This is a genomic window from Methanosarcina sp. 2.H.T.1A.6, assembly GCF_000979455.1.
In the GTDB taxonomy this organism is placed as follows: domain Archaea; phylum Halobacteriota; class Methanosarcinia; order Methanosarcinales; family Methanosarcinaceae; genus Methanosarcina.
The window spans coordinates 1-13,436 of record NZ_JJOY01000006.1; the positions used below are offsets into that span (position 1 = coordinate 1).

11 protein-coding genes are annotated in these 13,436 nt (G+C 39.3%); 5 read left to right on the plus strand and 6 right to left on the minus strand.

Annotated features, from left to right (window positions below):
- Window positions 1–481: 481 nt before the first annotated feature.
- Window positions 482–2,071, minus strand: a complete 1,590-nt coding sequence (locus EO98_RS02095) for an amidohydrolase (RefSeq protein ID WP_048141709.1) — start codon at window positions 2,069–2,071, stop codon at window positions 482–484.
- A gap of 98 nt (window positions 2,072–2,169) precedes the next feature.
- Window positions 2,170–3,105 carry an SAM-dependent methyltransferase gene (locus EO98_RS02100; protein WP_048141707.1) on the minus strand — a complete coding sequence of 312 codons (936 nt, stop codon included), beginning with the start codon at window positions 3,103–3,105 and terminating at the stop codon, window positions 2,170–2,172.
- Window positions 3,106–3,313: 208 nt separating this feature from the next.
- Between EO98_RS02100 and EO98_RS02105 the strand changes: the two genes are divergently transcribed.
- Window positions 3,314–3,967 (plus strand): TetR/AcrR family transcriptional regulator, encoded by a 654-nt coding sequence (locus EO98_RS02105; protein ID WP_048141705.1) that lies wholly within the window; start codon window positions 3,314–3,316, stop codon window positions 3,965–3,967.
- Between the two features lie 47 nt (window positions 3,968–4,014).
- Here the strand turns inward: EO98_RS02105 and EO98_RS02110 are convergent, their stop codons facing one another.
- The 4 genes from EO98_RS02110 to EO98_RS02125 form a co-directional block, all read right to left on the minus strand.
- Window positions 4,015–4,590: a class I SAM-dependent methyltransferase gene (locus EO98_RS02110; protein WP_048141703.1), complete on the minus strand. Its 576-nt coding sequence runs from the start codon at window positions 4,588–4,590 to the stop codon at window positions 4,015–4,017.
- Between the two features lie 140 nt (window positions 4,591–4,730).
- Window positions 4,731–5,336 carry a TetR/AcrR family transcriptional regulator gene (locus EO98_RS02115; RefSeq protein ID WP_048141702.1) on the minus strand — a complete coding sequence of 202 codons (606 nt, stop codon included), beginning with the start codon at window positions 5,334–5,336 and terminating at the stop codon, window positions 4,731–4,733.
- Window positions 5,337–5,419: 83 nt separating this feature from the next.
- Window positions 5,420–5,599 (minus strand): hypothetical protein, encoded by a 180-nt coding sequence (locus tag EO98_RS18790; protein WP_048141700.1) that lies wholly within the window; start codon window positions 5,597–5,599, stop codon window positions 5,420–5,422.
- A 384-nt stretch (window positions 5,600–5,983) separates the two neighbouring features.
- The gene (locus tag EO98_RS02125; RefSeq protein WP_082098434.1) at window positions 5,984–7,159 is read right to left on the minus strand and encodes a hypothetical protein; all 1,176 of its coding nucleotides are present in this window, start codon (window positions 7,157–7,159) and stop codon (window positions 5,984–5,986) included.
- Window positions 7,160–7,512: 353 nt separating this feature from the next.
- Between EO98_RS02125 and EO98_RS18795 the strand changes: the two genes are divergently transcribed.
- From EO98_RS18795 to EO98_RS19025, 4 genes are all read left to right on the plus strand, one after another.
- Window positions 7,513–8,295, plus strand: coding sequence for a hypothetical protein (locus tag EO98_RS18795; protein WP_200895265.1), 783 nt, complete (start codon window positions 7,513–7,515; stop codon window positions 8,293–8,295).
- A 222-nt stretch (window positions 8,296–8,517) separates the two neighbouring features.
- Window positions 8,518–8,925, plus strand: a complete 408-nt coding sequence (locus EO98_RS02135; protein ID WP_235283698.1) for an NUDIX domain-containing protein — start codon at window positions 8,518–8,520, stop codon at window positions 8,923–8,925.
- Between the two features lie 136 nt (window positions 8,926–9,061).
- Complete coding sequence (locus EO98_RS02140) at window positions 9,062–13,030, plus strand: hypothetical protein (protein ID WP_048141697.1); 3,969 nt, start codon at window positions 9,062–9,064, stop codon at window positions 13,028–13,030.
- Window positions 13,031–13,119: 89 nt separating this feature from the next.
- Window positions 13,120–13,305: a hypothetical protein gene (locus tag EO98_RS19025; protein ID WP_235283696.1), complete on the plus strand. Its 186-nt coding sequence runs from the start codon at window positions 13,120–13,122 to the stop codon at window positions 13,303–13,305.
- The last annotated feature ends 131 nt before the right edge of the window (window positions 13,306–13,436 follow it).

Genomic DNA, 13,436 nt, shown 5'->3' on the forward strand with positions numbered 1-13,436 from the left:
GTTATAATAATAATAATAATAATAATAATTAGATCCGAGACAGGGGTATCCGAAAATCACGGAGAAGTAAAGAATGAAGTGGAGAAAAAGTAAAGCTTGGAAGAATACGGAAGGAATTTATTCTTCGGAAAAACCGGAAGTATTGACTTTTACTGTGAGGACTATAATAGCAAGCCTGGATATAGTCTTTTTACAATATCTTAGCTGGTTTTAATTTATTTGATCACTATGTGGGCAGCTGATAAATGAAAGTTCAAAATCTACTTTTTGACTTGTTTTTGACATATTTGAGGTTTTCATGCAAATTTCGGACCCTGTTCACCTACACCCGTGAATATTTCATTTTCCCTCCTTAAAAGCCTCCTTAAAAATGTCGGGGGCAAGAGCCCTTGCCCTCCAAAATAACAAGAATTCCTTAGTTGTTTCAACTCTTTTAATTTTTATTATTCAGAACTTTCAAAACCCCAAAGGGGGTTTTACTTTATCGTAAATATGCCCTCTCCCCCGCTACCCAGGTTTCAGCGACAACGGGAGGGTCTTTTGGATCGAGGCTGCCCTCAAGGATGGCAAGGTCCGCAACCATACCTTTTTTCAGCATTCCGCGTTCATTCTCCTGCCCGCCGGCATAAGCGCCGCCTGCAATGTACATCCAGAGCCACTTCTCAAAAGGAAGCACCTGGTCCGGGAAGATAACATTGTCTGCTCCGTCGCTCATAGTTGATCCCATCACAGAGCCCTTAATCGGGTCACGAGCATCCATGAATCCTCCGGGATCGTCACTGCTGGAAGCTACAGTCACTCCCCCCTTCACAAGGTCACCGTAAGCATACCACTTTCCATCATCCAGCACAACCTGTTTTGTATTTTGAGCCCTGGACAGAAACTGAGGCTGGATGCATGCACATCCTCCCATGGCAGCAAGACGCTTGATCTGCAGCTCGTTTATGAGAGTTACATGTTCCAGGCGCGGGCGCATTTCAAATCCTGCTGGGGCCCTAAGAGCAGCATTTTCAAATGCCGTAAGTACCGCATCGGTTGTTGCGTTCCCAAATGAGTGGACACATACCCGGAATCCCTTTTCTGTCGCTGCAAAGAGCATTTCCTCAAAATCATCCCGGTATCTACCGCTGTTTATAGTCTGCCCTCCGATTTTTAGAGAAAAGGCCACTGTTTCTGCTGTTGCACCGTCAGCGAATAATTTGACAGGGCCCACACGCAGCCTTTCGTCGCCCTTTCCGGTGACCGGCCCCTGAAGCCGATGGTCCAGCCGGTTATCAAGAAGAGTCTCTCCGTGAGGCATCATAAGCACCGAGACTGGAAGCCGCCCTTCATCGTGGAGCTTTTTATATGCCGCTTCGGCATCCGGTGTGACACCAGGGTCGTGGACAGCGGTGATGCCGAACCGGAGAAGATCTTTAGCACGAGCCTCGATGAGTTCTGCAAGTGTATCAGTGTCAGTATCCATCACCAGTTTGAATGCAGGAACCTGAGCAGACTCTACAAGCACTCCTGTTGGTGTCCCGTCACTTCCCCGGAGAACAATCCCACAGCGTGGGTCAGGAGTCGAACGGGTGATGCCCAGAAGTTCCAGTGCCCGGGTATTTACTACGCTTTGATGGAAGGTGGCCTGGATGAGAAGAACCGGCCTGTCAGAGCTGACCTCATCCAGATCTTTTTTCGTCAGGTCGACCCCGCCAGTTCTGGCATCGAACCAGCCGAAGCCGACGACCCATCCTTTTCCCGGTTCTTTTCGGGCCTGCCTTCGAATAGCCTCCAGTATTGTTTCCTTTTTCGTTAAGCCTATCAGGTTTGCCCAGGCAGGGAAAAAGCAGCCAAATGAGGACAGGTGGTTATGGGAATCTATGAAAGCAGGAAGTAAAGCCCGGCCTTTCAGGTCATAAATTTCTGCATCGGGAAAAGACTTCAGGATACTTATGTCACCAACTGCAGCGATGCGGCCTCCACTGATAACTACGGCCTCCGCATATTTTTGTTCAGAGTCCATGGTGAGTATCCGGCCGCCTGTGAATGCAATAGTTGAATTGTTTTTTACATCAATGGTGTTTTCCATAATTCATCTCCTATAGGTCTCATTTTTTATTGTTTACAGATCCAGCAACAGATGATTTGGTCTTAACAGATGATTTGGTCTTAACAGATGATTGGGTCTTACTTCACTACTGCATGGGCGAAATATGACAGGCAGCATACTGGCCGGTTTTCATTGACCTCATGGAAATAGGCTTTTTTATAATCCTCACTGGTTACGTTGCAAACATGGGAAAACCCTTGCCGGGCAAGGAATGACTCTAACATTCCTTCCTTGATGCCGAATTTATAAGGCTCTCCCTGTTTCGCCATGTCTTTTGTAGCATTCTTAATTTCATTCTGATCGCATGCCTTACACTGCACGCCGCATATTCCATCTGTCCTGTCAATACTGGATTCGTGGACATAATCGAAGATGATGGCACTCCCTATGCCCGAATTTTTTGCAATAAAGGACAGCATCTCTTCAACGGCTTTCGGCGGAAGGTAGTAGATTAGCCCTTCCATTATGAAAACGGTCTTCTGCGACCTTTCGTATCCGTATTCTATCAGCCGTTGGCCAAAATCTTCGGTCTCAAAATCAACCGAAACATACTCTACATGATCCGGAAGCGAGCCGAAAATATCTTTAATCTTCTCCATTTTCACGCTTTGAGTTCCTGGATGGTCTACCTCAAAAACCCTTACATTACCTCTGAGCCCTTCGATTCTGTATGCCCGGGTATCGAACCCTGCACCCAGGATGACAAGCTGGTGAAGTCCTTCATCAATAGACCTTTTTACAAAATCATCAAAATATCTGACTCTTGCTGAAAGTGAGTTGTGAACTCCGGGGAACGGGGTTCTGGAGGGGTCACGAGCTGCCATTTCCATGAACATCAAATATTGCTGACTAAGAAATCTAACAGCGTATGGGTCATAACAGACGCGTTCGCCTTCTGGCTTGAGTGATTCGAGGGCTCTGACGAACGCCACGTTTTCGGCTGTAGTACTTGATCCTTTTTTCTTCTTGCCAGTTTCAAAAGTTTTGTTTTCGGTGTTGTCCGGTTTTTCCATAATATCTCATCCTTCAGAACCTGCTTCTTCTTCGTTTCTTGGTCCTGATTTCCTAATTTTTTCTAACTTTTTCATCATAGTTGACCGGTCCATACTGTCAATTGTACTCAATAGTAATTAAAGTTACTGATTGGTAACTTTAGTACTCCATCGGTAAGTTATATATGAGTTGAAACTAAAGTTTGAAACGGTGATTGTGTTGTCGAAAATGCTTCCTGAGTACAGGGAAGAAGCAAAAAAAAGAATTGTTGAAGCAGGGCTGGAGGTAATGTATGAGAAAGGATACTGTAACACCACAATGGAAGATATCGCCCGCCGCCTTGATGTCAGCAAACCCGCTCTTTACCGCTATTTTAAGAATAAGGATGAACTGGTTATAGAAAGTGCAAATTACCTTCAGAAACAATACCGTGGAATAAAAACAACCCGAAACTCCGATACATGTCCGGTTGACACATGGATAGAAATTTTTGACCAGGTAATGTCACCTGACATTAAAGTACAGGCACTATACCTGGAAATCCTCGGGATGACAGCACACAAACCTGAAGTCCAGAAAAGGTCGATCGAAGGCATGAAGCGCGGAATTGATGAGCCAGCCCGGGAAATCGCAGAACAACAACAGAAAGGCATTATCCCGTCCGGGACCGATCCGCGTACCATTGCAGTTGCTCTCGTGTCGTTATTCAATGGAATGAGGGTTATGATTCTTCTTGGAGTTGATTGGGAAGAGGCCCGTTCTCGCTGGATCGAGATAGTCCTGAATTTATTCGGGATAACGGGAGAGAGAAAACAGGCAGAGTGTCCCAGGGATTGTAAACGATTTGAGGACTGCCATAGTGTTTCAGGAAGTTCTAGGTAAAATTGAAAACAGGAAAAAAAGAGTGGGATTTGGAACAATTCGTTTACTTAAGTGGCTTCACCGGAAAAACCAGGCTTCAAAAGTACTGCTCTGTCGAAAGAAATCCCGGGTTTAGAAACCTGTTCCAGGCCTACGGATCTTGCAACTTCCAGGGTGCTGTCAAAGTCGGATTTTGAGACGTGGAATTTTGGCTCGACTATCAAAAATCTGCCATCGGGCTTGAGATGGGAAGCGACTTCGCCCAAAAAACTCTTTTTATCCGGAACCTCGTGAACCATGTAAAAAGCAAGGGCAAAATCTACCATCTCGGAGATACCTAACTTTTCCGGTTGGGCTTTATGAAGGACTATTCGAGAATTAAGCCCCTTAAGCTCGCTTTTATTTTTTAAAATCTGAAGCATCTCATCCTGAACATCCACTGAGATGACCCTTCCTTTCTCACCTACCAGCTTTGCCATTGGCAGGGAAAAGAAGCCAGGCCCACAGCCCAAATCCAAAACAGTCTGGCCTTCTTTTACATAATCTCTAACAATTTTGTAAGGGTTTTGCAAAAGCCTGCGAACCCAGTTGTCAAGAGTCCATGCCCTCTGATAGGGGCATACATCCGTAGATTTGTTCGCCATATTTCTTCCTCCTTTTATTTTTTAATTCAGTTTTATTTTACGCCTTATGTGATTAAACTGACAGATTATGCTACTTTTTATTGACTGACTGTCAATCAGATACTGGCTCAGATAAATTATTATTAAGATATCAACTAAAATTAGATTTCCAGGTGGAACCTATAATCAGTGACCCCAAGAACCCTGGATGTTATATCTTCTAAAGCAGTGTGCATTCTCTCACGGGATTCATGATCCCATGAGAAATTATGAGAAAGATAAAGCGTCGAGGCTATCAAAAATCCAAAAGATTCATCAGGGTATTCTGTTTTAAAAACTCCTTCTGCAATACCTTTTGATAGTATCTCAGTTACAATGGGCGACATCCCCTCTTCAAGTGCTTTCTCCACTTTCTGGTGAAGCAAATGGTTTCCTTTTTGATGCATTAGCTTCATAATGCCCAGGTCGGAATCGTTAGCTTTTAAAATGCCGTTCAGTATGGAGTTCACCTTTGTTGCGGGACCCTCATTGCCTTTTGCTATATTTCGTACGTCTTCAACATACGGGGCTACAACCTTTTTAGCTACTGCTTCCAGAATATCTTCCTTGGATTTGAAATAATGGTAAAACGTTCCCTGACCAACCTTAACCTTTTTGACGATCTCACTGACTGCCGTGTCCTCATAGCCCTTTTTTGCAAAAAGGCTCTCAGCTGCTTCAATCAGTTCCAATCTTCTCTCCGCAGGGTCTTTGACTATTCTGGTCATCGCTTACATCCTCTTATTGACTGACTGTCAATCAATAGAAGTACTCCATCACATAAGAGTGTTTTGGGAATTATCCCGCTTAATTAACCAGGCATCAGACTTGCCATCCGAACCTTTACCATATAATCTGTTGTACCTGCAACTATACCCGCCGTCCGAAGTCTATTCAACACATCTAAAATAATCATAATCATCTCTGCCAAAAGACCTGTTCCATTGTTCTGCAGGTGCTGCTGTTTTGGATAGAAACCAGTAACCTGCAAATGCTTCCCTCTTTCCCGAAAACCGTTCTGTCCTGAAGAGAGATAGAAAAGCCTCCGCCAGCTTGCCTGGCGGCCCTGCACAAAAGAAATTAAGATAAAAAAGATTGGAACTGCAACTAAATTTTAATATTAATTCTGTTTTTAAGATTGAGCAAAACAGCCTTCAGCTCTTCAGATAATGCTTTTACTTTCTACTCATCTTTTATTTTCATTTTGGAAAAGCCGGACTGCGTCCGGGACAAGAACGACGCGGGAAGGCTATTCCGGTTAATTCGGCTTGAGTTAAGTAATTTTGCAGGAGGTGTCAAGGGGGGTAGTAATCGATCAAGATCTGAAAGTAAAGGTGTGAGGGGAAATAGCCCCTTTTATTGAATCCCGCATGTATCAATCCCGCTGGAAAATACCGTAGATGGAATTTAGTATATGAATGAAAACACTTTCAGATATATTATCAGATTCAATTTCAGACATGTTATCAGATTCAATTAACGGTTCTTCATTCTCGGCATTCCTTCCATCACCTTCCAGCTTAACCAACCATGCATTATCATTTTTAACTCCCGCGGCTACGTACCCGCCATCTGAAGTCTCCTGGACGGAATAGAGCGTACAATTTGAAAACTCTTTTAACCATTCTTGATTACCGTCGCTGTCCGTTTTGAGTATGAACGCAGAACCGTCTATAACGAAAGACAAAGAATCGTTATACCTTCCTGTCACCACATAACCATTGTCTGAAGTCACCGAAATAGAGATTCCAACATCATCCTTTGTTCCGCCAAAGGTCTTATTCCACTGCTCCTGACCGGATTCATCGGTCTTGATGAGCCAGATATCATAACTGTTTGATTCTTTTGACCTGGTTGTGCTGGCAATTACATATCCACCCTCAGAAGTCTGCTTAACAGAATTTGGATCTAATGTTTCAAGACTCTGGTTTTTGCCAAAGGTACTATTCCATTGCTGATTGCCGTTTACATCATATTTAGTTATCCTGATATCATAATCAACTAGAAGAGAAGCGAAATAACTTCCTATTTCATGTACAATCGTATCTCCAATTATGTATCCCCCATCAGAGGTACGTTCGGCCTTGTATCGGAGGTAATCCTCGTGAGTGATTTCATCAGACACCTTGTTCCACATCTCATTTCCGTTCCTGTCAGTCCTGATCAGCCAGGGCTCGGCATAACCGGAAGGAAATGTATAACCTGATAACACATAACCTCCATCTGAGGTTTGCCGGGTAAAGTACCCCTCATCAAAATACGTTCCCCCGAAAGTCTTATTCCACTGCAGATTCCCCTTATTGTCAACCTTGATAAGCCAGGCATCAGGATAGCCTTTTGTCCCTTTGCCGTATGAATATGTTATACCTGCAACTATGTACCCGCCATCCGAAGTCTGTTCAACACACCAGGAACTATCTTCATCATCTCCACCAAAAGACCTGTTCCATTGTTCTGCAGGTGCTTCTGAAGCTGCTGCATTTGATGCCTGTAAAAAAAGAATTAAAACAAGAAAAATCTGGAACATTTTATACTCAGTCTTCTTAATCACTCTATCACCTCTAAAACACGGTGTTTATTCAGCACTCAATGAAACAGAACATAGCTCTTTTGTAAACTCCTCGCATACAGCACTCTGAAGAGTTACTTTGATAAGCTCAAATAAAGTCTGGTTAGTTCGCCTGAACTCCATAGACAGCTTTAGGATAACTCATTATAAATTTTCCTGCCAGAGTCTCTAACAATCAAAGACACAGGAGGGATTATGGGGTTGAAAAGGAGATTAAAAAGCCAGTTTGAGAATTTGGCTGGAAAAACCTATAACTATTTATCTTGAAGTCGTCAACTTACGATAAATATGTTAAGTCAAACCTGATTTTAACTCCATAAATAGGGGGCTAAACCGTGAGAAATATTATAAAATATGGAATTTTTTTGGTTGGGGCTCTTTCTTTGCTGACGTTAAATGCTTTAGCGCTGTCCAATCCTTCAAACGATAATACTGAACTCGAAAATAATAGTAATGAAGCCATTGGTATTGACATATGCATAGACTTCATACCATACACCCATGAAGAATTAAGAGACAAATCCGATACTATTGTAATAGGTACAGTTAAAGAAATACTTCCACCCAGGTGGAATACCATAGACGGAAAAAAGCCAAAGAAATTACTTAAAAAACTTGAATATCCTGACGACATCATTTACACTGACATCGTCATAAGTATTGATGAATACCTGAAAAACCCGTTATCGTCCAGAGAGCTTATTGTAAGAGTCACCGGTGGGACGGTTGGGGATTTTAGCATGACTACAGACGCCGATCCAAGCTTCAATGCTGGTGAAAAAGTTTTGCTCTATTTGAGAAAAGATACTAATCCGAATACAAAGGATATTGGTCATGAACATTTCATAGTTACAGATTTTTACCGCGGTAAATATACATTAACCGGCGATGGGAAAGCTATAACCCATGATGAAACTGTTACTCTGGACAAACTTTTGAGTACAATTAATCAAACTGATAATAACACAAATAATACCGAAGCATCAGATAATACAGAAACAGTAGGTAAGCAAGAAGGATTCAGTTCTACTATTGAATCAAAAAGAATTCCTTTCATAAGCTTCTTCTGGATGCTTGCAGCAGTGCTTGCAGCAGTTCTGATTGTAAAACACAGGTAGCAATAAGTTATTTATGATCTTATTAAATGGCTATTCTGCTTCACTTAGAAGTAGCACCTATGAGTTAATTATGAGGTCGGAAGATCAAAACAGTTTGGAGAGGGGTTAGAAAAGTGAGCACTTATAGCAATGGCATTCTTCTATTCAGGTTCAGGAATAAGAAACTCGAGGTGATGCTGGTTCATCCAGGTGGGCCATTTTGGGCAAAAAATACTATGGAGTGTGGTCAAACCTAAAGGGCTACCCGAAAAGAATGAAACCCCTCTGAACACGGCAAAAAGAGAATTTAGAGAAGAAACAGGTTTTGAGGTTGACGGCGAGTTTATTGATTTGGGAGAGTTAAATCAACCTAATCGAAAAATAGTGCATGTATGGGCTCTTGAAAAAGACCTGAATACAACAAGTGTTGTGAGTAATACATTTACGTTTGAATGGCCAAAAAATTCCGGGAAAGTGCATGAGTATCCCGAGGTCGACAAAGCAGGCTGGTTTGATATCGAACTTGCCAGGAAAAAAATACGAAAAGGACAGATCTGTTTTCTTGATAGATTCATGGATGTTATAAATTACTCCCAGAAGGAAGAGGACCTGGACAAAGAAAAAAGGTACAGGCAAACTACATTATTATAAAGCATGGAATTAATTAAAGAAGCTTAAATAGTAATATGTAAGTGAATCAAAACAGTTTACTTATTAGTTACTAAAGAATAAGATTAAATAAGTCAGCGTTTAAAGTGGACACCAATAGTCGGTTCTGTCAAAGGACGTGTTTGCTCTGAGTCAAAAGAATGACGAATACGATGCTCTTTTTAAATCTCGTTTTCATGGTGCCACAAATATTCACGGAATTAGGTATCAAATTCTTTATTCAATCCTTCGGGCCTTTGAACTTTATGATAATGAAACACAAGCAGCATCAATTACACTCGAAGGGATTGAAGATGTAGATGTAGAGGTTGTTGGGCTCAGAATTTTGAATGAGTATGTTCAAGTAAAATCTTCAAGTAAGCATTGGACTTGGAGTAATCTTAAGAGTTATGATAATAAAAGGGGTCCAATACAAAATTTTATTGATGCTCATAGAGTAGATTCAGATTCAAACTTTTTGTTAGTATTCGATTTTGAATTAAAGAACGAAATTGAAAAGATTTCACGATTCAGTTCCCTTCCGGAAAAAGAAAGAGAAGAATTAAAGAAAAAATTTAGGGAGCTTTGCAGAGGTTTTGGTGGAACAAACTCAGAAGCTGATGCAATTCTAAACAAATTAAATATAGTTTCTCTATCTGAAGAAGAAACTCTAAAGTCACTCAGAAAAATTATCTTTGCAACATACGACCTAGGTAGCGATATCGTTGAATATTACATTAAAATATTCATTTCAACATTCCTAAAATGGGCAGAAGAAAGAAAAAAAGTATTGAGGAAGGATCTTGAAGAAATAAGGGTTTCTATTCAAGAATCCGTTAAACGAGAAGAAGATTATCAAGCTTATGGAAGAGGTTTGATAGATCGGATTTCTTGGGAACCTGATGCTAGTATAGATGATTTTTTTGAAGGAAAAAATTCGAGACCTGGTCACATTGTTTGTGGAGCTGATGTTAGAAGGGATAAATGGATAGAAAGAATTGAAAATGCTTTTGCGTCTTCCAACGTTTGTGTTCTGCGTTCATCAAGTGGACAAGGTAAATCTGCTCTTCTCTATCGCTATGCATATGAAAACTGGCCTTCTGAAAGCACGTATATCCTCCAAGTTCTTGAAACAAATGAACAAGTTGAAAAAGTTAAAAATTACCTTAAGTTCAGAAAAAGAATACAATTGCCAATTCTTCTTCTCATAGATAACGCAGGATTTAGGACACCCTATTGGCCTCAAATCGCACAAGAATGCTCTAGTCTTGGGTTCAAAATCCTATTATCTATACGTAACGAGGATTGGTATCGTTATTCAAAAGAGAATCTAACCCATATCGAGATAGTTGAGCCGACCTTTGATCTCATAGAAGCTAAGGAAGTTTATAACCGATTCAAAGAAAAAGGTAAAATTGCCCTCACTGTTGAATCGCCTGAGTGGGCATATGAGAAAATAGGAGATTCGAGATTATTTATTGAATATATCTATCTAATTACTCATGGGAAAATGCTTGAGGAACGTCTGCAGGATCAAATACGACAGATTCTGAATCTTCACAAAGATGTACGTAAAATTGAATTGATTAGAAGAATTTCGTTGGCTGACACCCTTGGAGTACCAATTATTATAGACAAGCTACTGGAAGTCGTTTCTGTCCAAGGTGATCCTCAAGACCTATTACTTTCGCTTTCTGACGAATATATCAGTATAAACTCTGAAACAGCTTCTGGTTTACATTGGGTGCGTTCTAACCACCTTGTCAAGATTCTTCACAATAAATATCCACCGATGGCTAAAACTGCATTATCTATTATTGAATCTGTGCCATCACCTAATATTTCAACTTTGATTTCAAATGCTTTGACAACAAAAGAGATAGATAATGATATCTTTTTAGAAGGTCTTGCAGAAAAATGTATTGATGCTGATTTAGATAAAATATTCGTGTTTCTAGAAGGTATTTATGAGGCGGGAGAGTGCCTACTCTATGAAAGAAATCAAAACCTGTTTGAAGAGGCTTTCAACTTACAAGGTTCTTCAGGCATTCGTCTTTTGAGTTGGGAATTCTCTCCGTTATCACAAAATTTTTTGTCAAAGGTAAGTAACATTTCTAATAACAACGAAAATATTCAATATCTTAATGACATTGCTTCAAAGGTTATTAAGGAACCAAGAGGTCTAAATCTGTGTCATGATTTTCTTACAAAAATCGTTCCTACTATTAATGAAAAAAGATTAGTTGACCAACAAAAAATAGGCAGATTCCTTAACTGGTGTTCATTAAGTAATGTAAAAGTGACTATATGGGAGTCTATTAAAGACATAACTATTGAAAATAAAGAAATTTTTAATTCGAACTTGGATTCTTTTGCCGATTTTTCATTAGGGCTTTATCGATATGACGAAGAGATGTATGTAAAGTGGTTCCTGAAATATAAAGAGGAAATTTTAGGATGTCTGTTATTGAAGACTAATTGTGTTAGAATTTTAATTAAAGAAAAAAGGTTGTGTGTTGAGTTTTTTGTTGGACCTTCGGATGATGCAAGTAAACAAGCAATTACAAGATTAGAAGTTCTAAGATCTATTTTTCCTTTTTGCGATAAATATCAATCAAGAGGAATATGGATACTTCCTTTTGAACTTATACCTTCTTACGATCCCTCTATAAAGGATATTTCATATGAGAATTTACCTATTAAGTCAGATATTCAAAAAAATGTTATTTGGAATAATATTGTAGAAAGCCACTACTATCTGACCAGTTTATATGAGTATGAAAAGCTATGGTATGATTTTCGTATAGAGAATTTAGAATTCATCAAAAATATTTCTAAATTATTCAAGGCACTTATTGAAGGAAAATCCAAAAAATATATTGAAAAATATATTAACAGACACGAAGAGCTAAAAAATAGATTAAATAGTTTCTTCAAAGATTTTCCTATTCTTTCAAACGAACTAAAAGATAATTTCTCCGAAGAACTATGGAATCAATTAAAAGAGTTCTCTTCACCCACAGGTAAAAAATATCCCTTGAGAAATTGGTTTTCTTCTCTTAATAATTTCTTCCATCAAATATCAATATATATAGACTATAAAGATAGTAGAGCAGGAAAACTAGCTGTATCTTATTTAAAAGATTCTCTAAAATACCTTACAGGAATGCACAAAACGTTTGAATCATTTTTTAATGTTTCGTACGATTATTTCAATGCAAAATCTCTCGACGAAGAAGAACTAAAAGCTTATTATTTACTAGCTGATTTGTTTAATTTATGGATTAATGAACCACCTAGGATAAAGCCTAAAAACGCTTTGAGTTACATTCGCCAAAAAAAAGAATTTCAGCAGAAAAAACTTATTTTTCAATTGAATGAAATTTTTGTCCCACTGAAATCAAAAGGTATGACAATAATAATGCCTGAAAATATTTACGTAGATCATCCATTAAAATATTTAATTTTTGCATTCTCTGTGAAAGATCCGCGGCATGTTCTCGAAAAAGAATTAATAACTATCTTGGAATCATTACTTGAACTTAAAGAGATAGCTGACTTCTTTTATCTTGTTCCCTTATATAATGAAGCACTTTTTTGTAGTGGAGGGTACAAAATAAATTCAAATCGAATTGCTGAGTTGCTATCTCAACTAAAAGGGAATAATATTAAGAATTGGGAAGCTGTAAGACTGCAACCAATTCCTAAATGTTTAATAAATTACTTACCCACTTTAGAATTTAGAAACTCTCCTGTATACCAAATTCAAGTAAAAATATTTGAATTAGTGGGTATGGTTCAAGTATTGAAGAAAACAAAAGATTACTTTGAGCCCCCAAGTTCAGAGCAAAATGAATATATTCTAGAATTGTGTAAACGACAGAAAAATCGTTTGCTTGAAGATGAAAAAAATCTAGCAATTTCAGTAATAGAAATAAAAGATTATCTTCTTACCGAGTTTTCGTCTCAATCAAAAGAGTCTCATTTTAAAGAATTATGTGATTTTTTGAGTTTAATAGAGATCTCATTGGAAAGTGACACATTAGACAAATGCTTAGATAAATTAGATAATGAAAGAATATCTAATGCGATAACTTTGTTAGAATGAGCTGTTGTTTTATAAGAACTGCACTCAAGTTATGCCAGGGAAAAATATTTACAAAACATCCTCAACCTTTCTAACGTGAATTTGGATTTTTGATTTTTCCGGGACTCGAAGAGCTTGACCTTGTCGGTCCCTGGGAAATAATCTCGCTCTGGAGCAAATTTGCCCAGGGACCTGAAAAATGCCTCCAGGTTGCCGAAAATCCCGGTCCCGTAATCTGTCTAAAAGGAATGTCAATAAATCCTTACGCCACCTTTCTCAGATTGCCCTCCACTTGATTTTCTCCTTGTGCCGGGCGGCTGACGTGGAGGTTGTGGAAGAACGGATCGTAAGGGGTGGAAATATCTAAACCTCGGCAGGCATTTCTGCTGGCATTGATATGGCGCCTGCATTTGTTGAATTCATGACT

Excerpts from the sequence above, each read along its gene's own strand:
- EO98_RS02095 (WP_048141709.1), bottom strand. The coding sequence starts at position 2,071 with ATGGAAAACACCATTGATGTAAAAAACAATTCAACTATTGCATTCACA.
- EO98_RS02100 (WP_048141707.1), bottom strand. The coding sequence starts at position 3,105 with ATGGAAAAACCGGACAACACCGAAAACAAAACTTTTGAAACTGGCAAG.
- EO98_RS02105 (WP_048141705.1), top strand. The coding sequence starts at position 3,314 with ATGCTTCCTGAGTACAGGGAAGAAGCAAAAAAAAGAATTGTTGAAGCA.
- EO98_RS02110 (WP_048141703.1), bottom strand. The coding sequence starts at position 4,590 with ATGGCGAACAAATCTACGGATGTATGCCCCTATCAGAGGGCATGGACT.
- EO98_RS02115 (WP_048141702.1), bottom strand. The coding sequence starts at position 5,336 with ATGACCAGAATAGTCAAAGACCCTGCGGAGAGAAGATTGGAACTGATT.